General features: G+C 44.1%; 20 protein-coding genes and 1 pseudogene. 10 read left to right on the top strand and 11 right to left on the bottom strand.

Translation table 11 applies throughout. The annotated features are described in order from the left end of the window. Positions 1-90: 90 nt before the first annotated feature. Positions 91-474, bottom strand: a complete 384-nt coding sequence (locus AB4583_RS11350) for a VOC family protein (RefSeq protein WP_065677750.1) — start codon at positions 472-474, stop codon at positions 91-93. Beyond that, positions 474-1,406, bottom strand: coding sequence for a LysR family transcriptional regulator (locus tag AB4583_RS11345; RefSeq protein ID WP_050633112.1), 933 nt, complete (start codon positions 1,404-1,406; stop codon positions 474-476). Before AB4583_RS11345 ends, AB4583_RS11350 begins: the two co-directional genes overlap by 1 nt. A gap of 454 nt (positions 1,407-1,860) precedes the next feature. Here AB4583_RS11345 and AB4583_RS11340 point away from each other — a divergent pair, with 454 nt between their 5' ends. Together AB4583_RS11340 and tdh are read left to right on the top strand one after the other, a co-directional pair. Next, entirely contained in the window at positions 1,861-3,054 is a 1,194-nt protein-coding gene (locus tag AB4583_RS11340; protein WP_372117356.1) for a glycine C-acetyltransferase, read from the top strand. Between the two features lie 110 nt (positions 3,055-3,164). Then, positions 3,165-4,196 carry an L-threonine 3-dehydrogenase gene (gene tdh / locus AB4583_RS11335; RefSeq protein ID WP_017059546.1) on the top strand — a complete coding sequence of 344 codons (1,032 nt, stop codon included), beginning with the start codon at positions 3,165-3,167 and terminating at the stop codon, positions 4,194-4,196. A gap of 128 nt (positions 4,197-4,324) precedes the next feature. On the opposite strand, the gene AB4583_RS11330 is transcribed toward tdh, so the two are convergent. From AB4583_RS11330 to AB4583_RS11320, 3 genes are all read right to left on the bottom strand, one after another. Then, on the bottom strand, positions 4,325-5,551 hold the full coding sequence (locus AB4583_RS11330) for a DUF819 domain-containing protein (RefSeq protein WP_372117355.1): 1,227 nt from the start codon (positions 5,549-5,551) through the stop codon (positions 4,325-4,327). Between the two features lie 540 nt (positions 5,552-6,091). Further along, positions 6,092-8,017 carry a monovalent cation:proton antiporter-2 (CPA2) family protein gene (locus tag AB4583_RS11325; protein WP_017069426.1) on the bottom strand — a complete coding sequence of 642 codons (1,926 nt, stop codon included), beginning with the start codon at positions 8,015-8,017 and terminating at the stop codon, positions 6,092-6,094. Further along, positions 8,017-8,634, bottom strand: a complete 618-nt coding sequence (locus AB4583_RS11320) for an NAD(P)H-dependent oxidoreductase (protein ID WP_372117353.1) — start codon at positions 8,632-8,634, stop codon at positions 8,017-8,019. The genes AB4583_RS11325 and AB4583_RS11320 overlap by 1 nt, the downstream gene beginning before the upstream one ends. A gap of 303 nt (positions 8,635-8,937) precedes the next feature. Between AB4583_RS11320 and AB4583_RS11315 the strand changes: the two genes are divergently transcribed. Next, the gene (locus AB4583_RS11315) at positions 8,938-10,014 is read left to right on the top strand and encodes a low specificity L-threonine aldolase (RefSeq protein WP_372117368.1); all 1,077 of its coding nucleotides are present in this window, start codon (positions 8,938-8,940) and stop codon (positions 10,012-10,014) included. Positions 10,015-10,116: 102 nt separating this feature from the next. Here the strand turns inward: AB4583_RS11315 and AB4583_RS11310 are convergent, their stop codons facing one another. After that, positions 10,117-10,242, bottom strand: a complete 126-nt coding sequence (locus tag AB4583_RS11310; RefSeq protein WP_017060906.1) for a hypothetical protein — start codon at positions 10,240-10,242, stop codon at positions 10,117-10,119. 247 nt (positions 10,243-10,489) lie between these two features. On the opposite strand from AB4583_RS11310, the gene AB4583_RS11305 reads away from it, so the two are divergent. Beyond that, positions 10,490-10,924 carry a YccF domain-containing protein gene (locus AB4583_RS11305; RefSeq protein ID WP_004730224.1) on the top strand — a complete coding sequence of 145 codons (435 nt, stop codon included), beginning with the start codon at positions 10,490-10,492 and terminating at the stop codon, positions 10,922-10,924. 104 nt (positions 10,925-11,028) lie between these two features. Here AB4583_RS11305 and AB4583_RS11300 read toward each other — a convergent pair. The 3 genes and pseudogenes from AB4583_RS11300 to AB4583_RS11290 all read right to left on the bottom strand — a co-directional run bounded on the left by AB4583_RS11300 (position 11,029) and on the right by AB4583_RS11290 (position 13,709). Continuing rightward, positions 11,029-11,952 (bottom strand): annotated as a pseudogene (locus tag AB4583_RS11300) (hypothetical protein). 195 nt (positions 11,953-12,147) lie between these two features. Next, positions 12,148-13,296, bottom strand: coding sequence for an L-threonine dehydrogenase (yiaY, locus tag AB4583_RS11295; protein ID WP_017069430.1), 1,149 nt, complete (start codon positions 13,294-13,296; stop codon positions 12,148-12,150). Between the two features lie 260 nt (positions 13,297-13,556). Continuing rightward, positions 13,557-13,709, bottom strand: a complete 153-nt coding sequence (locus tag AB4583_RS11290; protein WP_372117351.1) for a hypothetical protein — start codon at positions 13,707-13,709, stop codon at positions 13,557-13,559. A gap of 234 nt (positions 13,710-13,943) precedes the next feature. On the opposite strand from AB4583_RS11290, the gene yjjG reads away from it, so the two are divergent. Together yjjG and yddG are read left to right on the top strand one after the other, a co-directional pair. Beyond that, positions 13,944-14,618, top strand: coding sequence for a pyrimidine 5'-nucleotidase (gene yjjG, locus AB4583_RS11285; RefSeq protein ID WP_017066573.1), 675 nt, complete (start codon positions 13,944-13,946; stop codon positions 14,616-14,618). Positions 14,619-14,871: 253 nt separating this feature from the next. Next, positions 14,872-15,804 (top strand): aromatic amino acid DMT transporter YddG, encoded by a 933-nt coding sequence (gene yddG / locus AB4583_RS11280; protein ID WP_372117349.1) that lies wholly within the window; start codon positions 14,872-14,874, stop codon positions 15,802-15,804. Between the two features lie 47 nt (positions 15,805-15,851). Here yddG and AB4583_RS11275 read toward each other — a convergent pair whose 3' ends face one another. Beyond that, a complete protein-coding gene (locus AB4583_RS11275; RefSeq protein ID WP_017064786.1) occupies positions 15,852-16,748 on the bottom strand; it encodes a cation diffusion facilitator family transporter in 897 nt (298 codons plus the stop codon). Positions 16,749-17,048: 300 nt separating this feature from the next. Here AB4583_RS11275 and AB4583_RS11270 point away from each other — a divergent pair, with 300 nt between their 5' ends. Further along, on the top strand, positions 17,049-17,399 hold the full coding sequence (locus AB4583_RS11270; RefSeq protein WP_017060899.1) for a hypothetical protein: 351 nt from the start codon (positions 17,049-17,051) through the stop codon (positions 17,397-17,399). A gap of 57 nt (positions 17,400-17,456) precedes the next feature. Here the strand turns inward: AB4583_RS11270 and AB4583_RS11265 are convergent, their stop codons facing one another. Beyond that, a complete protein-coding gene (locus AB4583_RS11265; protein WP_016797108.1) occupies positions 17,457-18,335 on the bottom strand; it encodes a LysR family transcriptional regulator in 879 nt (292 codons plus the stop codon). A gap of 161 nt (positions 18,336-18,496) precedes the next feature. Here AB4583_RS11265 and AB4583_RS11260 point away from each other — a divergent pair, with 161 nt between their 5' ends. The 3 genes from AB4583_RS11260 (at position 18,497) to AB4583_RS11250 (ending at position 21,955) form a co-directional block, all read left to right on the top strand. Next, entirely contained in the window at positions 18,497-19,096 is a 600-nt protein-coding gene (locus tag AB4583_RS11260) for a class I SAM-dependent methyltransferase (RefSeq protein WP_372117366.1), read from the top strand. Positions 19,097-19,418: 322 nt separating this feature from the next. Next, positions 19,419-20,984: a YjjI family glycine radical enzyme gene (locus tag AB4583_RS11255; protein WP_372117347.1), complete on the top strand. Its 1,566-nt coding sequence runs from the start codon at positions 19,419-19,421 to the stop codon at positions 20,982-20,984. A gap of 56 nt (positions 20,985-21,040) precedes the next feature. Beyond that, the gene (locus AB4583_RS11250) at positions 21,041-21,955 is read left to right on the top strand and encodes a YjjW family glycine radical enzyme activase (RefSeq protein ID WP_372117346.1); all 915 of its coding nucleotides are present in this window, start codon (positions 21,041-21,043) and stop codon (positions 21,953-21,955) included. The last annotated feature ends 33 nt before the right edge of the window (positions 21,956-21,988 follow it).

The following is a 21,988-nucleotide window of genomic DNA, read 5'->3' as shown; positions in this document are numbered from 1 at the left end:
ACTTGAGAAGGTCCGTTTTATTAATCAGATGAGCTCTTCTTCTGTGAGGAAGACTTTTAGACTTGATTCAGCTCTAGATCTGATAAAGCTTTAGATCTGATACAGCTCTAGCGGCAGGCCGTCTGGGTCTGCGAAAAACGTAAATGATTTCCCCGTAAATTCATCAACTCGAATCGGTTCGACTTCAATGCCTTGTTCTTCCAAGTAGCTTTTGACATGTTGAACGTCATCAACACAAAAGGCCAAATGTCTCAGCCCTTGAGCTTCCGGAAAGCTTGGTCTTTCTGGTGCGTTAGGGAAGCTGAATAGTTCTATCTGAGCACCATTAGGTAGCGCTAAATCAAGCTTGTACGACTGGCGAGCCTCACGATAATTCTCTGCAATGATCTCAAGTTTTAAAATCTCAGTGTAAAAGTGTTTCGACAATTCGTAGTCTGAACAGATTATGGCCGCGTGGTGTATTCCTTTCAGCATCAGTTTATTTCTCCTGCCAACTTGTCACCTAAGTGCTCCATGGCGTAATCAATGAATACACGCAATCGAGCGGGCATGTACTTGGTTTGAGCAAACTGCATCGCAATCGCACCATGGTAATTACTCTTGATGGTCCAATCTTCCAACACTTGTACTACAGACCCTTCAGCCAACGCATCTTGAATCACGAAGTCATGGAAAATACCGACGCCTAGACCTTCTTTTACACCTTTTAGTCGCATCTGCGAGTGGTTAACTGCGTAACGTCCAGTGACGGGTACCGTGTGAAATTCATCATCTTTAAGAAAATCCCAAATGTGATCTTTGTCTGTCTCTGCAAGATACAAACAGTCGTGTTCAGACAGCTCGGTAGGGTGGTGAGGAATCCCTTTGGCATCTAAATAGTCAGGGCTTGCACACAACACTAGGTTAGTTTTGCCTAACTCTTTCAATACTAAGCTTTCGTCGGGCTTATCGGTCAGGCGGAAAGCGATGTCGATGCCTTGACGCAAAATATCGATGTCGCCGTCAGCCGCTCTTAACTTAAGTTGAATCTCTGGATACTGATTTAAGAAAGGCACAATAAAAGGCTGCAAAACCGAATTCAAGAAGGCTTCAGGCGCCGCTACCGTTATCGAGCCTGCAGGTTCGGTATGGTCGGAGGTAGACAGTTCAACGGCTTGTTGCGCTGCGTTGATCATCACCACACTCTGATCATAAACCAATTGACCCGCTTGCGTAATGATAAGGGTACGAGTGGTACGCTCAAACAGTTTCACTGATAGCGCTTTTTCCAAGCGGGTGATGAGCTTACTCAAGGCTGATGGTGTCACGCCTAACTGTTTTGCTGCAGCCGTAAAACTACCTTCGTTAACCACCAAAATGAACGAGGCGAGATCCGGAAGCAGGGCGATGAGTTTTGGGTTAATCATAAGTATCCAGTTAAGCTAGTTTCAACGATGAACTTAATGGTCATTGTGAGCGATTTACTTTGATTTGTGAATCAATTTCATTAATTGATTGACGTGATTGCTCTGATAGGTTGTTGTGTTTGAAGCTCATCTGTATAGCGGCGTTGCTGCTGCGCATTCTGAGATGAAAAATTGAGATTTGATATGAAAGCGAAATTAGACGGAAATTATAGCTAATTTGGCGTTTAAAAAAGCAGGTGAAGGGCGTTAATGTGCCCTATGTCACTGGGATGAACTATTATTAGTGCCTGTGATTCATTAATGTTTTTCCAACTAAAGGGATAATCGGAACGGGGATGTTCAACTAGAATATAGGCATAAGTTTTACAGTGTAAATGATCGTGTTGAGATCGTTTACATCCTACATAAAGCGGCGCGCGATGCTGCTAAATTATAACTAGGAAGGAATGAGACAATGTCTTCTGCATTTTACCAACAGATTCAAACTCAAATCGAAGAAGTTCAAGAAGAAGGTCTTTACAAGTCTGAGCGCATTATTACTTCTGCACAAAAAGCAGCGGTTTCTATCTCGACTGGTGAAGAAGTACTAAACTTCTGTGCAAACAACTACTTAGGTCTTGCTAACCACCCAGCTCTTATCGAAGCAGCTAAAGATGGTATGGATCAGCACGGTTTTGGTATGGCTTCAGTACGTTTCATCTGTGGTACTCAAGATTCTCACAAAGAACTAGAGCAAAAGCTTTCTACGTTCCTAGGTAAAGAAGACACTATCCTTTACACATCTTGTTTTGATGCAAACGCTGGTTTGTTCGAAACAATTCTAGGTAAAGAAGACGCAATCATCTCTGACGCACTAAACCACGCATCTATCATCGATGGCGTTCGTCTGTGTAAAGCAATGCGTTTCCGTTACTCGAACAACAACATGGAAGAGCTAGAGCAGCAACTTATCGCTGCTAAAGAAGCTGGCGCTCGTCACACACTAATCGTAACTGACGGTGTGTTCTCAATGGACGGCGTAGTGGCTAACCTTCCTGCTATCTGTGACCTTGCAGACAAGTACGATGCACTAGTAATGGTTGATGACTCTCACGCAGTGGGCTTCATGGGCGAAAACGGAGCGGGTACTCACGAGTTCCACAACGTTGTAGACCGTATCGATATCATCACTGGTACTCTTGGTAAAGCAATGGGTGGCGCTTCAGGCGGTTACACTTCTGGTAAGAAAGAAGTGATCGACTGGCTACGTCAGCGTTCTCGCCCATACCTATTCTCTAACTCTGTTGCTCCTGCAATCGTATCTGCGTCTATCCGCGTTCTAGATCTTCTTGCGGAATCTGGCGACCTACGTACTCAACTATGGGAAAACTCTGCTCACTTCCGTACTCGCATGGAAGAAGCTGGCTTCACTATGGGCGGTGCAGACCACGCAATCATCCCAATCATGCTTGGTGATGCAAAAGTAGCGGCTGAGTTCGCTGAGCGCGCACTAGAGAAAGGCATCTACGTTGTAGGTTTCTCTTTCCCTGTAGTACCAAAAGGTCAAGCTCGTATCCGTACGCAAATGTCTGCTGCACACTCTCGTGAGCAACTAGACCGCGCAATCGATGCGTTCATTCAAGTTGGTAAAGACATGGGTATCATCTAATTTTAAAGGGGTGCCACGAGCATCCTTTAATTAGATAGAGCAACACCCAGTAGAATATATAGATTTTTGATTCTCGCCTTACAGTTAGGCGAGATGAACTAGGTAACATTATGAAAATTAAAGCACTTTCTAAGCTAAAGCCTGAAGAAGGCATTTGGATGACCGAGGTTGAAAAACCTGAAATGGGTCATAATGATCTTCTTATTCGTATTAAGAAAACCGCAATTTGTGGTACTGACGTACATATCTACAACTGGGATGAGTGGTCACAAAACACAATCCCAGTACCTATGGTAGTAGGTCACGAATACGTGGGTGAAGTTGTTGGCATTGGCCAAGAAGTTCGTGGTTTTGAAATCGGCGACCGTGTATCTGGCGAAGGTCACATCACATGTGGTCACTGTCGTAACTGTCGTGGCGGCCGTACTCACCTTTGTCGTAACACAACAGGTGTTGGTGTTAACCGCACTGGTGCGTTCTCTGAGTTCCTTGTGATTCCTGCGTTCAACGCATTTAAGATCCCTGCAGAAATCTCTGACGATCTAGCTTCAATCTTTGACCCGTTTGGTAACGCAGTACACACAGCACTTTCTTTCGACCTAGTTGGCGAAGACGTGCTAATTACTGGTGCTGGTCCAATCGGTATCATGGCTGCAGCTGTTGCTAAGCACGTTGGTGCTCGTCACGTTGTAATCACTGATGTAAACGAGTACCGCCTAGATCTTGCTAAGAAAATGGGTGTGACTCGCGCAGTAAACGTGATGGAAGAGAAGCTTGAAGACGTAATGTCTGATCTTGGCATGACTGAAGGCTTCGATGTAGGCCTAGAAATGTCTGGTAACCCATCTGCGTTCAACAGCATGCTGACTAACATGAACCACGGCGGTAAGATCTCTCTACTAGGTATTCCACCATCAGACATGGCAGTAGACTGGAACCAAGTCATCTTTAAAGGCTTGGTTATCAAAGGTATCTACGGTCGTGAGATGTTCGAAACTTGGTACAAGATGGCTTCACTAATCCAATCAGGCCTAGATCTAACACCAATCATTACTCACCACTACAAAGTGGACGACTTCCAGAAAGGCTTCGACATGATGCGCTCTGGTATGTCAGGTAAAGTAATTCTTGATTGGGAATAAGCTTTAGCTGAGTAACAAGATATTAGAAAGGCGACAGTTTTTACTGTCGCCTTTTTTACATCTCGGAACTCAAGAAAATGGGCGATATGATCAAGGTTCAGTTGCCCATTTTTTACAGCAATGAGTTGTTAACCCAATGCAGCAGCCTGCATGATGAGGCCACATATGTAAGCGCCGTATGTACCGAGAGCGTAACCCAATACCGCCATTAGGATACCTACTGGAGCTAATGCTGGGTGGAACGCTGCCGCTACGATAGGAGCCGATGCAGCACCGCCGACGTTAGCTTGGCTACCTACAGCCATGAAGAACAATGGTGCACGAATTAGCTTCGCCATCATAATCATCAGAAGGGCATGGATAGTTAACCATGTGATACCAATGAAGAAGTAACCAGGGTTGTCAAAGATGGCTGTAACATCCATTTGCATACCGATAGTTGCAACTAGGATGTAGATGAACGCTGAACCTACTTTAGACGCGCCGCTGTGCTCAAGGCTGCGCGTTGATTTAAAGCACGAAGCGATCAACGCGAACGTTGTTACCATAACGATTAGCCAGAAGAAGCCAGATGTAAGGCTGTATTTCGCAAGTTCTGGAGCATTCGTTGAGATCCATGGTGCGATTAGGTCACTGAAGAAGTGAGCAAGGCCTGTTAGACCAAAGGCAATTGCAGCGATCTTCATTAGATCGGTAGTAGTTGTTGGTCGAGCGTTCTCTTCTTGGTATTTAGAAACCGTCTCTTTTAGCTCTTCGATAGCTGATGTGTCTGCTTTTAGCCATGCATCAATCTTCTTCTGACGACCTGCCATGACAAGTAATACGGCCATCCAAATGTTTGCACAGATAACATCAACAGTAATCATTGCAGAGAAGAGTTGGTCATCAACCTCGAACACTTCTTTCATGGCGGCTTGGTTTGCACCGCCGCCGATCCAAGAGCCAGCTACTGTTGTAAGGCCACGCCATACATCGCCAGATACAAGGTCAGGGTTGACTTGGTCGATAATCAGAATCGCCAAAGGCCCACCAATGATGATGCCGACAGTACCCGTTAGGAACATGATGACGGCTTTTGAGCCAAGGCCGAAGATTTTGCGTAGGTCTGCTGAGATGATCAGTAGAACGAGTGCACTTGGTAATAGGTAACGACTCGCAACGAAGTACAGCTTAGAGTTTGATGCGTCGATGATGCCTAAACTGTTCAATAGAGAAGGAACAAAGTAACAGAGCAATAGACCCGGAACGAACGAGTAGAATTTTTTCAGTGCGCTATTTTGGCTACTTTCCGTGATAAATACACCGCCAAGAATAACAGCTAACATGCCCATTATTACAGCATCATTAGTAATCATTATTATATCTCCTTTAAGGTGAGCGCAGAGGTCTCACTTTTTGAATTGCAGGACTATACCGACAACCGCCATTCGTTACAAATTGTAACGCTAGACATACTTTGAAATGTTTGTGTTAATTTTGATGGTTTGAATTTGTGAATGTCGTGCGTTAATTATTTGATTGGTGAATAAATCTGTTAGGGCTTTTGCGGCGTATTTCGATATATGCAATGTAATTCAAGCCTTAGAGAGTGGTCGCTAAGAATTGGGTGGGTGCTTGAATGGTAGGAATGAGTGCATATATAGCCATGTTTATGGTGTGGTTTATGCAGGGGTGGAATGTTTAAATAATGTAAAAATTGAATCCACTTTTGCTATGTGGTCAGAAATTAAAAATCTTAGCTAGATCACACAAATCTCTCGGATTACGAGTGTCAGCACCTGATACTTATGCTCATTTGAGGTTTTGTCGGGGTTAAATGAAAGAAAAAGCGGCTTAAATAGCCGCTTTTGATGCTTGAATAGCATGGTTATCTAGAGCTGTAGTCTAGATTCTGCTTAAGACTCTTCTTCCTCAAAGCCATCTGCATAACCTTTCGGTGGAGGTGTCCAACCACGTTCAGAACGAGAGTGCTTGTCTGAACGGTCTTTTTTCATATCTTCTTTCATTGCTTCTTCAAGGTGAATGAAGATTTGTCGGTAGTTGTTGTCGTAGCGCGGGTTCTCTTCCGCTTCAGACCAAGCTTGGTAGAGCTTTTCAGACTTACGGCTTTCAACACGTTGATACGTCGATTTCTGTTGTTCAACGAAGAATGGGTGATGACCCAAAGAACGCAAGGCTTCTGCACCCATTTCAAGAGCAGAATGGTAGGTCTCTGATTCCACGAAGTCTGCACCTGCTTCTCTTAGGCGATAACTATGACCACGGTCGAATGCACGCGCTAAGATTTTCACTTTAGGGTAGTTGTGTTTAACGTATTTGACCAATTCAACACTTGAGTCTTGGTTGTCGATAGCCACAACCAACATTGCGGCTTCTTCGATACCAGCGGTATGTAATAAATCATGACGAGTCGCATCACCAAAGTAAGATTTGATGTTGATTGAACGTAGCAAGTCGACTTGATTAGCTTGATGATCCAAAACCACAGTATTGACATCATTCGATACCAATAAGCGGTTAACAATCTGACCGAATCGGCCAATGCCCGCAATGATTACGGTGCCTTTCTCTTCTATGGTATCTTCTTCGCGGTCGTTAGATTTTTGTTCGTAACGAGGAAGAATCACTTTATCAAATAGAATGAACAGCCCTGGTGTTAGGAACATTGAAAGTGCCACAACCAGCGACAATGTTTGGACGATGTCAGCAGGTAATACGTGGTTTTGAGCTGAGAAGCTTAGTAGTACAAAACCAAACTCACCGGCTTGCGCCAAGCTCAGTGTAAACAGCCAACGGTCACTGTTTTTGATTTTGAATATCAATGCCAACGTAAATAGCACCAAGGCTTTAAGAAGCATAACGCCAAGGGTGAGGCCAATGATCAAACCAAAGTCGTTGAATAGAACATCAAAGTTAATGCCTGCACCTACGGTGATGAAGAACAAGCCAAGTAGCAGCCCTTTAAACGGGTCGATATTGGACTCAAGTTCGTGGCGGAATTCACTGTTCGCTAAAACCACACCCGCAAGGAAGGTACCCAAAGCCGGAGATAGGCCGACTAGGCTCATCAGTGCAGCAATGCCAATCACCAACATCAGTGCGGTTGCAGTAAAGATTTCACGCAGGCCTGAGCTTGCCACGAAGCGGAACAATGGACGACTCAAGAAGTGTCCGCCGACCACAACAATCGCAATAGATGCTGTGATCACAAGGCCATAAGCCCAACCGGGTAGGCCAGCGACGAGGCTTAACTCTTCATGGTGATCAGAAGCCGAAGCAACCGCGCTTTGTGCAGCTTCAATTAATTCTGGCAAGGCTAATAGAGGGATAAATGCCAACATAGGAATGACGGCAATATCTTGGAACAGTAGGACTGAGAAAGCGTTCTTTCCGCCTTCTGTTTTGGATAGCCCTTTTTCGTTAAAGGTTTGGAGTACAATCGCGGTAGATGACAGTGCGAAGATCAAACCGATAGTCAGTGCGATCGTCCAAGGCTGTCCAAAGAACAGAGCAATACCCATTACAATCGCGGTAGTACCACCAACTTGCAGGCCACCCAGCCCCATAAGTCGGTTCCTCATTGCCCAAAGCATCTTAGGTTCAAGCTCAAGGCCGACTAAGAACAGCATCATAACCACACCGAACTCGGCAAAGTGTTGGATCGTTTTGGTCTCTTCACCTACCAGACCAATGATTGGGCCAATCACAACACCAGCAATGAGGTAACCCAATACAGAACCAAGGCCAAGTCTTTTGGCAATAGGCACGGCAATAACTGCTGCGACTAAGTAGATAAATGCTTGTAGAAAATATCCCGTCATTATTTAACCTCTGCCATTAGTTCTTCTACGTAGTGGTTGAGTTTTTCTGCTTTGCTGGCTTTCTTGATATTGATCTTGCCAGCAACTAACGCCTCTAACAGCACTTTATAGCTATCGACATGCTCTTGAATGCGGTTTTCTTCCAAAGCGGTACGCGAGCCAAATAACGCAAAGGGCGAGAGATAGTTCATCCCGCACAGAGAAGCGGTTTGTTCGATTGGGTGAAGCAGTTCTCGAATCGTGAAATGGTTGTAACCATCACTTTGGTAGGCATCTTTTTTACCTCCTGCAGTAATGCTACATAACAATTTCTTACCCTGTAGTTCATTGCCTTCGGCGCCGTAGGCGAAGCCGTATTCAAGAACAAGGTCTTGCCACTCTTTAAGAATTGCCGGTGTTGAGTACCAATACAAAGGGAACTGAAAAATGATGATGTCATGGTCTAACAGGCGTTTCTGTTCACGGTCGATGTTGATTTTAAATGTCGGATACTCGGCATAGAGATCGACACAGGTAACACCGTCAACGCGTTTGGCTTGTTCAAATAAGGGTTTGTTTGCTTCAGAACGATGTTGAGAAGGGTGAGCGAATAGCACCAAGACTCGATTTTTCGACATATAGCCCTCTTTGTCCATTAACGAATAATATTTATTGGAATTATAGATATACAATAATAGAAGAATGGTTGAACAACAACGAATTAGCCCATATTTATCTATCTAGATGCGTGTGTTTTTAGGTACTTAATTATATAAAACATCCGTCAATTTGAGTATTTCTGGCACAAGCCGCCGATGACTGAGTAAAACTAATTATTCACGAATAGTAAAAGCGAATATGGGCATTTTATGTCACCGTTGGTGGGTAACGTAAATAATCCAATAACCCTACATAGAACGATAATGAATAAAGGAAAAACTATGAGCATGGACTTGCGTCAACAATGTGATTTGTTGCTTTCCGGTCACCTAGAACCGACTCCAGCACAAACATTCGCTCAGATGGCTGAATGGTGTGAGACACACAATGTGAGCCATGATAGCTACGGCGATGGTGAGTTTATCGAGAGCTTCGAAAACAAAGTCGCGGAACTGCTAGGTTATGAAGCGGCTGTATTTGTGATTACTGGCACCATGAATCAACCAACAGCATTAGAAATTGCGTGCCAAGAGAAAAGAAACCCAGTAGTGGCGATGCATGAATCGAGTCATATTATGCGTCATGAACGCCAAGGGTATCAGATCCAAAACCGATTCAACGTACTTCCCGTTGGCAACGTATTTCGCACTTGGAATGTTGATGACTTAAAGGCGTGGCCTGATGAGATTGCAGCCGCTCTATATGAATTACCCATGCGTGAAATCGGCGGCCAATTACCAGAATGGGATGAGCTTGAAGCGATCAAGCAGTACTGCAAAGAACAATCAATTCACCTTCATATGGATGGTGCGCGTTTGTGGGAATGCGGCGCCTATTACCAAAAGTCATACAGCGAGATTGCTCAGGGCTTCGATAGTGCTTATGTTTCGCTGTACAAAGGTCTCAATGGCCTTGGTGGTTCGTTATTGTTGGGCGATAAAGCCTTTGTAGCGAAAGCATCTGCGTGGATGAAGCGCCAAGGTGGCAATGTTTATCACCGAACGCCTTATGTGGTTTCAGCAGCAATGCAGTTTGATGAGCGATTAGAGTTGATGCCATCACTGTTTGAGCGAACAAAACAGATCTACCAAATCTTATTAGACTATCCTCAGTTCACTGTTAATCCGCAGCAACCGCAGGTCAACATGCTTCACCTATATTTACCTGTGAGCTATGAAGACGGCATTATTGTGAGAGATAACATAGCGAAGAAACACAATATTTGGATAGGAAACCCAGCGATCAGTGAGTTGCCAAACCAATGTAAGATTGAATGGTATGTAGGGGATAACCTACTAAATTTGCCTGATCATGAGCTGATAGACATTCTAGATTTGATTAGCGAAGAGCTGATTTGATTAACGAAGAGCTGGCTGAAGAAGAACTGATCTAATTGGAACTGAAATGGATACAGGAAAGGGTTCTTATATCCATTTATATAGCTAGGATGTCCGGCTCTGTTACATATACTGGTTGATGTACACATCAACTAAGAACATGAACACTGGAACAGTGCTGAGAAGTCCGAAGAAGACGATTGGCACCCAGTTTTTCATTTTCTTTTTAGGTTGCTCAGTGTTATTCATAAATTCGGCCTTAAATTCGTTGTTGAGTCTGTTTAGCTTTTTGGTACTAAAAATCTAAGTGTATGGTATCAAATAAATGGGTTTAGCCCTATGTAGATTTAGAGAACCGTGGTGTATATCAATCACATAAAATGTAAGTGATTCATAAACGGTTCATAAAGGTTCAACAATAATGAACCTATTACAACAATCATTGCCTTACTCGGCATATTAAATAAATAGCATTCAAAGATTTGGAGAATACAGAATGAAAACAATAGGAAACATCATTTGGTTTCTGTTCGGTGGCGTATTTATGGGACTAGCTTGGTGGTTCTTCGGACTGCTCGCATTCCTAACCATCGTTGGTATTCCATGGGGTAGAGCATGTTTTGTTATGGGTAACTTCTCATTCTTCCCATTTGGTCAGGAAGCGATTTCGCGTGATGAGCTAACCAATGAAATGGACATCGGCACGAGCCCGCTAGGTGTGATTGGTAACGTTATTTGGTTCTTATTTGCGGGGATCTGGTTGGCGATTGGTCACATCATGTCAGCAGTAGCGTGTTTCATTACTATTATAGGTATTCCGTTTGCGATTCAGCACCTTAAGCTCGCGGTTATCTCATTGGCGCCAATCGGTAAAACCGTTGTCGACAAGCGTGAAGCAGAAGCGGCACGAGTAAGAAACTACAAGGGTTAAGACTACAGTTTAAGCCTTATATAGAACTGAAAAAGCACATCACATGATGTGCTTTTTTGTGCCTCGTTTTCTATCTAACGATGCCCCAATCTCACAAACACTCACTAGACATTGTTGAACAAGACTTCAAGCCTAAGGGTGATGTTGGCTTCTTCCGTGTGTTTCTCGTAAGGCTCTCGTTCCCACTGGTAACGCGGGGTGACCTCGTAAAACAGCCATTCCTTCCATACATTTTCTCTATACGTTACCGACACTTGCGAATATTCGTTGTGGTTATACGGTTCGCTGGTCGCGGTTATCGTGGCGCTGTATTACAGAGCTTGGTCTTGAGAAAGGTAATGGTACAAGGTAATGCCCGTACCATACTCCCAGCCTTTGAGGTCATCGTTATAGCCAGCAAAGTTAGACCAACGCGCTAAGAAATCGTCACTCAAAGAGAGGTCAAAATCGATATCAGTGATCTCTCCCGTCTCTTTCTTCTCTTGATACACACGTTGGGTTAGCCGGAATACTGCATCTGTGGTGAGCGGGTAGGTAAAACGATAGCGAGCCTCTATTCTTGGGCGTAATGTCGCTTTGATATTGAAACTACTGTAACCCTTGGCATAGGCGTCATAACGAAGGCCAAGTGCATTTTCTAACTCTTCAGAATCTTGTGGGAAGAAGTCTAAGAATTCTTCATCGCCAACAGACTCGTAGATTAGCTTAAGCCTTTTGCTGACAAAGGGTAAATGCAGGCGTGCGTTGAGCTTGGTGGAATAATCCACGTCACCGCCCTCAGAATAGATGAAATCATTATACCAACGTACAGAGGTTCCGGCTCTGGCGTCCTCGGTAATACGGTCATCCACAAAGAAGTTATCGAACCATATTGCGGGCTGACAAAACTTGCTGTTTAGGTAGTGGTAAGCTTTTTCGACGCGCGTGTCTTCTAACGGTTGGCTGTGACACTCATCCTGTTCCTCCGCGAAGGCAGAGTGGGAAACGAGCGATGCTAATAATGAAGAGTTAACTATCCAACGACTCAATGGAACCTGTTTGTCATTCTATGTATCAATAGTTTGACTATAACTAAGCAGTTATGACAATGCGACTTTTAAAGAGATTTATCTTAATCAGTGGCTATTCAAAACAGAGACTTGAATAACATATGGCAGGTAAAGAAAACGGGCTCAGTAGGTGAGCCCGTTTGTCGATAAGTTTATAAGTGACTTAATGGCAGATTACATTGCCGCTTCGAAAATCGCAGAGATTTCTTCGTGGGTCGCTTGTTTAGGATTAGTAAAACCACATGCGTCTTTCAGTGCGTTGTCAGACAGAGTAGGGATATCTTCTAGCTTCGCACCAAGTTGCGCGATACCTGTTGGGATGTTCACGTCATTTGCTAGTTGAACAATTGCTTCGATCGCAGCTTCTGCACCTTGCTCTGGTGACATACCTTCAACGTTAACGCCCATTGCTTTTGCAACATCACGTAGACGCTCAGGACAAACTTGCGCGTTGTAGCGTTGAACGTGTGGTAGCAAGATAGCATTACACACACCGTGTGGAAGATCGTAGAAGCCGCCTAGCTGATGCGCCATCGCATGAACATAACCTAGTGACGCGTTGTTGAACGCCATACCCGCCATGAACTGTGCGTAAGCCATTTGTTCACGTGCTTCAATGTCTTCGCCGTGCGCTACTGCCGTTCTTAGGTGAGCTTGTACAAGTTCAATGGCTTTAATCGCTACAGCGTCTGTAATTGGTGTCGCTGCGATAGAAACGTAAGCTTCGATTGCGTGTGTTAGCGCATCCATACCTGTTGCAGCAGTCAGTGATGCAGGCTTAGCAAGCATTAGTTCAGGATCGTTTACTGAAATAAGCGGTGTTGTGTGCTTATCAACGATAGCCATCTTAATGTGGCGCTCTTCATCAGTGATGATGCAGAAACGTGTCATTTCTGAAGCGGTGCCCGCAGTCGTGTTGATAGCGATAAGAGGCATCATTGGCTTTTCAGATTGATCGACACCTTCGTAGTCTGCAATCTTGCCGCCGTTAGAAGCAACCAGAGCAATGCCTTTTGCACAGTCGTGTGGAGAACCGCCACCTAGAGAAACAACGAAATCACAATCGTTGTCAGTCAGCAATTCAAGACCATCGTTAACGTTCGTGATGGTTGGGTTTGGTTGAGTGCCATCGAATACAACTGCGTCTACGCCTCGCTGGCTAAGAAGGTCTTGTACCTGCTTAACTACACCAATTTGATTCAAGATCTTATCAGTTACGATCAGACCTTTTTTAAAGCCTTGAGACTGAATACTATCAGCAGCATCCTTCAGACAGCCAGTACCCATGAAGTTGATTGTAGGGATGTAAAATGCAGTAGACATTGGAAAACTCCGTTAATTATGATTTTTAATTTCCTACATGTTGTCGGCATTCAAGTGGTCGACCATTGATCTGGAACAACTTTGAATTCGAACTACCACTTTGTGGCTAGTCGTTGTGATAGGGCTCATATAGCAATCGTTTTCATGGTTTTTGGCTGTGTTGATTGTCAGTAATAGATCGCGATAAATCGACTAAATTAGAGACAGTATGGAGCTCTATAACAATGAAAAATAGTGTTTTTCATTGAAAACTCTTCTAGTTAGGCTGGTGTCGACGTTTTATCTGAGTCATCGCTGCATTCAATTTCAGCTTCTTGTGACTCTTCAGAATCAAGCGTGTCTTCTGACTCCTCGTCATAGTATTTGACAAGAAAAGGGGTAAGCATGACAGACGATGGTAAAAAGTGCTTCATAATACCTCCCGGTACTTAAATGTATTTCTTGTATGGTATTGGTTTAATATGTGGCAAAATTTGCGATACATCATGACTTGCTGCTTGTTTTCTATAAATTATTAGATTTATATACAGGCTCACAGATTTACGAGTAAAGTGATTGCCAGCCTACAAGGCGAAGAGAAAAATTAAGCAAAACTACGATAAAAACAAACACAGCACTGCTCAACAACGCGAATAACAGGACAGAAAATGAAGTACGATTGGATATTCTTTGATGCGGATGAAACCTTGTTCCACTTTGATGCTTTTCAAGGAATGAAGCTGATGTTCTCCCGTTTTGGTGTGGATTTTAGTGAACAGGATTATTCGGTTTACCAAGAGGTTAATTTACCACTTTGGGTAGATTATCAAGATGGCCGCATTACGGCAGCTCAACTGAAGCACGCGCGTTTTGAAAGCTGGGCAACAAAGTTAGAGACAACAACAGCAGAACTAAACAGTGCATTTTTGACCGCAATGGCGGATATCTGTTCTTTATTACCAGGTGCACAAGAGTTGGTGGAGTCTTTAAAAGGCAAGGTGAACATGGGCATCATCACTAACGGTTTTACAGAGCTGCAGTCAATCCGTTTAGAGCGCACAGGAATGACGGATTACTTTGAGCACGTGATCATTTCTGAAGAAGTTGGGGTAGCCAAACCGGATGCCGAGATTTTTGAATATGCGCATAAGCTGGTTGGATTGCCATCTAAGCAAAGAATATTGATGGTCGGGGATAACCCACATTCCGATATTCTAGGTGGACTCGATTTTGGCATCGAAACGTGTTGGTTAAACAGCCAAGAAAAGGCAGCGCCAGCGGGTATCAATCCTCACTACCAAGTGAAGTCTTTGGCTGACTTGCAAGCTCTACTGCTGGCTTAGTTAATAGTTAACAACTGACCGCCACTAGCGAATACACAATCATAATCGGTGATTTCTTTAATCGACCAATGCTTTGTAAATTGATTGGCGTTTCGTTAATTGACCAATGATTTGTTAATTGATTGATGCTTCGTAGATTGATAGATACTTTGTAAACAAAGTGTTGATGGCCGAGTACGAAAATGTACTCGGCCAATTATTTTGAACTTGGTTTTACCATAGAGTGACCATCAAAACAGATAAAGGAAAAGGTGTGCTGAAATCTCATCGTTATAGCTGCTACGGTATTATCGCCATTTTACTATGGAGCGGCTTGATTGCTCTGTCTCGTAGCGTCTCAGAACAGCTAGGTCCAATTGGTGGTGCGGCCAGTCTTTATACGGTGAGTTCGCTGTTGTTGGTCTGTGTTATGGGGCTACCTAAGTTTTCACGCTTTTCTAAGTCTTATTTGCTGATTGGCGGCACCTTGTTCGTTTGTTATGAGATCTTCTTGGCTCTGGCTTTAGGAATGGCAAACAATAGACATCAAGCCTTGGAAATGGCTGTCATCAACTACTTATGGCCAGCACTGACGGTGTTATTTGCGGTGCTGCTGAGCGACAAGAAAATTAACTGGTTGGTTTACCCAAGTATCTTCTTGGCCTTCTTTGGCGTCGCTTGGAGCATCAGCGGCGATCAGGGGCTTTCTGTTGAACAAATCGCTGCCAATGTTGCTACTAACCCAAAAACTTATTCAATGGCGTTTTTCGGCGCGATTATTTGGGCGGTTTACTGTAATTACACTCAGAAAGTGGCGAAAGGGCAGAATGCGATTGTGTTGTTCTTTATCGCAACGGCAATCACCTTGTGGATCAAATACGCATTGAGTAACGAAACCGACATGGTGATGACAACCAGTGCTGCGATCGACTTAGTGTTGGCAGGCGTGTGTATGGGCGCAGGTTACGCGCTTTGGAATACAGCGATACTTGGCGGCAATATGGTCTTCTTGGCGACCATGTCGTATTTCACGCCTATTTTTGCGACCTTACTGTCTTCTATTATTTTGGGTTTGTCATTGAGCATGACGTTTTGGCAGGGCGTTTGTATGGTAACGATTGGCTCTTTAGCTTGCTGGTGGGTAACCAGAGACAAAAAGCCGACGGTTACGGCGTCGGCTTCTAAAAAGGTTCAATCAGAGTCTTAGTCAGCGAGAGGTTGATTGGTTAGCTCTTGGTTCTTAACTCTCGACTCTTAACTCGCGATATTGAGATTCAATTGAAGCTCATAAGGCATCTTCGATAAGCGTCGCTTAAGTTGGCGGCGCGTACGTTCAATATCATCGACCGCAATCGCTTGTTGGTCGTTGGTATGAATATCAACATTGATTCGTAATTCTGGACCAACCTTAGTCACACCCATCAGCTCCAAATCTTGCTCCGCTTCTTTGTCTACCGCGACAACGTTCTTATCTACCGCATCACAAATATCTTTGTTTGCCGACATCATAAGCAGTTCGCGCATGGCTTCACGTAACATGTCGAAAGGCACTTTGATGAAGTAGAAAGACATTAGCAACATCATCATTGGGTCGGCATACACTGCGTATTCTGCAAGCGGAGAAAAAGTAATTAACCAAGCCGCTACGAAACCCGCTGTTACCGCTACACTCAGTAGTGTATCCATCTGCCACTGCTTAGATTCAGCCTGAATCAGACCTGAAGAAATACGTTTGCTCTTATTCGCGATGTACCACCAAGCGTAACCACAACCCAACACGTTGAAAATACCAAACAGAGTTGCAATAGAAGCATCAACTTCACGGCCACCCGTCATTAGGGCACCAATCGCAGAGTAAAGTGAATAACCAACCACAAGAAGAATCACAACGGCTTTGATGGCAATAACAATCGGTTCGATAATTGCTCGACCAAACGGGAACTCAGTGTCCGAAGGGCGATTGATGTATTTCGAGGCAGCTAGTGACAATAAAGTTAACAGTAAGCTGATAAGAGAATAGACACCGTCAAATACTATGACCAGAGAGCCAACGAGAAGACCCAACACCAATCCGCCAATTGCGAAGCCTGATGCTAAAAGGGCTGAGAACAATAGTACTCGATTTTCGTTTTGGCTTTTCCTATCACACATAATATTTTCCAGATGTTTTTGATAACTTCATTGTTCTAATAATGAGCTAACTTTACAAACTTTATCTGATGATGTTTATATGTCTTATTTAATTCGAACATATAAATCAATAAAATTCAGTGACTTAAGGTCAGTCCGTGGTGTCAATAAAGTTGACGTTGAGTGTTTTTTGGTGATGGTGTGCAACTGAAATAGGATCGTTTATGATTAATAAAACACATTAGTCGCTAAGGTCTTATTGGTCTTCTAGATTTGACTGCGACTGCGACTGCGACTGCGATGGACAAGGAGTGAATCAATATGAAGTTTGACGATATCAGTGATAATGAGTTGTGGGCGATTGCTAACCCGATCATGGATAATCTGATGGATGGTTCAACTAAGGTTGATCATGAACAGCACTGTCGAGATTTTACTCAAAGGATGAAAGACATTGTTACGCCAGAATATTTAGAAAAGGTGTGTCACCATTATCAGCACAGTAATGGCTTTTTTGCTGAGCGTGAGCAAGTTGCTTTATTTAGACGTTCAGACTCCATCGCCTTTGTGTGGAAACAAGCTTACACCATCGCCAAAGGTGAGTTTGTCGCTGAAATGGTATTGGTTGAAGAAGACGGACGCTATTTAGTGGATCACGTGATGGTCTTTTAGGAGTAGTGCTGTTTGTGGTTTTTCCCTTTGTTATCGACGATAAGCAATAAGCGCGAACTAGAAATCAAACAAATAATCACTAAGCTGGTCGGCCAACCAATTCATTCCTGGGTGCTCTGCCATGCCAGCCGCGGTAAACATACAGTAGTCTTCTTGTGTTAAACCGTAGGTGTGTTTGATCACGGCAAGCTCTTGTTCACGCAGTAAATGGCGAATCAATGGCTCAGGCATTACGCCCCATGCTTCTTCACGTAGAATCGTATCCAACATAAAGTCGAAGCTAGAGAAGCCAATGTAACGACGCGAGAAGGGCTCAAGCTCAGGATTATCCTTTTCATTAAGATAAACCATGGTTGCTTGCATCGAATTTCTCAGTACTTCATCAGACACTCGTCGCATAGCACTCAAATCATGTCCTTTCTTACATACAGACATCATTCGAATCTTACCAAGCGGGTTGTAGATAATTCTTGGGTCATCGACGCGTTCGTAATCGACACCAAATGCGAAGTCGACTTGCTGAGTTTCAACTAGGTTAGCTAAGTCACCGCTCGATGCGAGAACGAAGTTGAATGAGGTAGAAGGGTACTTGTTATTTAAGGCGTGAGATAAGTCCTGCCACATTTCATCGGGTAGGGAGTCATCTCGTGCTATCCAAATTTCTGCGTTGAATTCGCCCGAAACATGCAAGCAGGTTTGTTTAATACGCGCGGCTGTCACCAACATGCCTTCGCAATCTTTGTAAATCGCTTTACCCGCTTCTGAAAGCTCAACGTGGTTTCCGCTGCGGACGAACAGCTCGACATCTAACTCTTTTTCCAAGGCTTTAATCGACATGCTGAGTTTGGTTCGGTTGCATTCTAACTGGCGTGCAGCTTCAGAAACTGATCCTAAATCAGCAACGGAACAAAAGGCTTGGACTTGAGAAAGGTTCATTTCATTTCCATATTGAGCGGGGGTTGGTGCATATTATCTGAATATTGTGCTGACTATCTTAGAAATAGTCCATCTTTGCATGATAACTCTATGACGAATTGACTAATTTGGTTTACTCTGGGGAAGTTCCGAACCTACAAGAAGTAAAGATGGAGGCCATGATGGCGAAACAATGGGACGAATACGCCGTTGATTGGGATAAAGATCCCGCAACTGCAGTATTCGCACAATCCGTATTTGACCAGTTAACACAGCTCGTTGATTTAAACGGAACCCGTGTCCTTGATTTTGGTTGTGGTACAGGACTACTCAGCCAGAAAATATCTCCTTTAGCAAAAGAGATCATCGCACTTGATATCTCTGAAGGGATGATTGAAGAGTTAGATAAGAAAGAGTTACCTAACGTTGAACCGGTAGTTGATATTTTATCGCGCGGACTTGCAGCGCAGCATCCAGCATTCAGAAACCAGTTTGACCTAGTGGTAGCCTCTTCGGTGTGTGGTTTTATCCCGAACCTACAAGACACAGTCAGTCTGATTTACACGCTGCTTGAAAACGACGGTACGTTTGTACACTGGGATTGGTACTTGGAAAGCGACGGTGAAGACTACGGTGTAAGCCAACAGCGCTCAGAAAATGTATTGAGTGCAGCGGGCTTTGCAGTAGTTGAAGTCTCTACACCGTTCTCGATTGACACTCCACAAGGAGAGTTAAAGGTATTAATGGGTGTTGGACGTAAACAAGCGCTTCCAGATCTGTAATCGTGTGTATGCCTTGAGCTAGCATTCAGAATGCTCATTTAAACTACTAAACCCACATTAACGACTCTAACGTCAGTTATGTGGGTTTTCTCTTTTTGGCGCTATCGTTTTAAACAGAACGAATTAGCGCTTTCTCATTTCTTCACTACTAACTCTGGTTTCTCTATTTCTCTGTTTCTCATCTCGCTCATAGAAAACTCAACACCGCTAATTTACAAATTATTTATTTCCATTTTGGAAATGTAGTCTTGCATACATTTCATTAGTGGAAATATAACGGTGAGATATAAAATAAGCCCATAACAACACTAAGGGTTTAATCATGAGCCACCAATCTGCGTCATCTACTTCTTCACCACTTTCAGAGCAACAACAACGCTTTAGCAATATCATTTCAGATGCCAACCTGTCACCAAAACAGAAGTCGAGCTATCTTGCCTTAGAAGCTGAAGCCAGCTTACCGTATATGCCGGTAAGCAAAGAAGTAGAGCAAGCCTTACAACAAGGTGTGCTGTGTGACATGTTTGAAGGGCACGCCCCATTTAAGCCGCGCTATGTACTTCCAGATTATTCTAAATACTTACATCAAGGCTCAGAGTATTTAGAGCTTAGCGCGGCAACCAACTTCGATGAAGCATTGAACATGCTTACCATCCTTTACCACCATGTTCCGTCTGTCACTTCAATTCCGGTTTACCTAGGTCAGTTGGATGATGTGTTGATGCCTTTCGTGGGCGACTTAACAGAAGAGCAGGTATACCAAAAGCTTAAGCTGTTTTGGATTATGTTGGATCGCACACTGCCAGACGCGTTTATGCATGTGAACATCGGCCCGACAGACAACATTCTCTGCCGTACGATTCTACGTGTAGACGCTGAATTGAAGCAGATCGCGCCAAACTTAACCTTTATGTACGACCCAGCCGTGACCCCTGATGATCTACTTCGTCATGCGGTGAGCAACATCTGCGAATGCAACAAACCACATATTGCAAACTATCCAGCGCATGCCGAGGCTTACGGCGACAAGCGTTTTGGTATTGTGAGCTGCTATAACTCTCTGCCGTTAGCGGGCGGTTCAAATACCTTGGTGCGTATGAACCTAAAGCAAGTGGCGTTGAAGTCTGAGGACAGTGCTGATTTCTTACAACAAGTACTGCCGAACTACAGTGGCATCATGGTTGAGTTGATGAACGCTCGTAGCCGCTTCTTGCATGAAGAGTCTAACTTCTTCGAAGGTTTCCTGACCAAAGAAGGCCTTATCGAAGAAGATCGCTTTGCGCCAATGTTTGGTATTTATGGCATGGCGGAAGCAGTCAACATCTTGATGGAGAAAGAGGGCCAAGCAGGGCGCTATGGTCACGATGAACAGGCAAATCAGCTTGGTCACCGTATCTCCGAAAAACTGGCTGAGATCGTTGAACGCTCTGAAGTGAAATATGGATTAGAAGGTAAAGCTCTGCTGCATGCTCAAGGCGGTATTAGCTTAGATGAAGATGTGACGCCGGGTGTCCGTATTCCTTATGGTACCGAACCGGATCCTGTCTCTTACGTTCGTGCAACCGCGGGTCACCATAAGTTCTACACCTCGGGCATCAGTGACATTCTGACCATCGACGAAACAGTGAAATCTAACCCTGAAGCGATGTTTAACCTGTGTAAAGGCGCGATTCAAGCGGGTTACCGAGAGTTCACGGCTAACGTTGCATCAAATGATTTGGTTCGTGTCACGGGTTACATGATTAAGCTATCTGACATTGCCAAATATGACGAGCAAGGCTCACGCACCAATACCACCTTTTTAGGTGCCGAAGCTGCGAAGAACACGGGCATATTAGAGCGTAAACCACGCGTGGCGAGTTTAGAGATGTCGCCGACATACGAATAGCTTTAACGTGCGTGCGTTATGTGTATGGTGCGTTTCGAATACGAACAATGTGAATTATGAAAATTTCTGATCTAACAACTCAAATGGCTAGGGTTAAAAATAATAAGGCAGAAAAACAAGCGAAGGTCAGCCGTGTGCTGACCTTTTCTTGTGTTGATGGCCCGGGAAACCGCTTGGTGCTGTTTCTTCAGGGCTGCAATTTTGATTGTATTACTTGCCACAACCCCCACACAATCAATCACTGTAACCATTGTGGTGACTGCATTAGCGGCTGTCCAAGCCGTGCTTTAAGCATGGTTGATGGCAAAGTGAAGTGGGACCCAGCAGCTTGCACCAACTGCGATAAGTGCATTGATATCTGCGACCATAAGTCGAGCCCGAAAATTACCACAATGACGGTCTCAGAGGTTCTGGAGCTTGTCAGGCATAATCAGCTTTTCTTGAGTGGCATTACCGTTTCTGGCGGTGAAGCGACCATGCAGTTGCCGTTTATCATAGAGCTATTTCAAGCGATTAAAAGCGATCCGCAATTGGCACACTTAACGTGTTTTATTGACAGTAACGGCTCGTTGCCTCAACAAGGGTGGGAGCGAGTATTACCTTACCTTGATGGCGCGATGATTGACCTAAAATCATGGCAATCTGAAACACACCAATGGCTAGTAGGTAGAGGAAACCATCGAGTATTTGAAACCATTAACTACTTAACAGATAAAGGAAAACTGCACGAAGTTAGGTTGCTACATATCCCAAATAAAAGCGATCTTGAGGACGAAATTGAACAAGTGGGGCGTTACTTGAAGACTCTACCAAGTGATATTCGAATTCGGCTGAATGCGTTTCAGCATCATGGTGTCATTGGCGACGCGTTAGATTGGCCGAAATGCACTGAAAAACAGATGCAGAGCTTTCACGATAAGCTCTACACCATAGTTCAAAGACCGATGCAAACTCCTGAGGTTTATACCTAGTCTTTAGATTTCTTAGGCGGTCAATCAGGCTTC

It is taken from the genome of Vibrio sp. 10N.222.49.C12 (genome assembly GCF_041475025.1).
In the GTDB taxonomy this organism is placed as follows: domain Bacteria; phylum Pseudomonadota; class Gammaproteobacteria; order Enterobacterales; family Vibrionaceae; genus Vibrio; species Vibrio crassostreae_C.
Note: the sequence above shows the minus strand (reverse complement) of the source record. Positions and strands in the feature narration are given on the sequence as shown.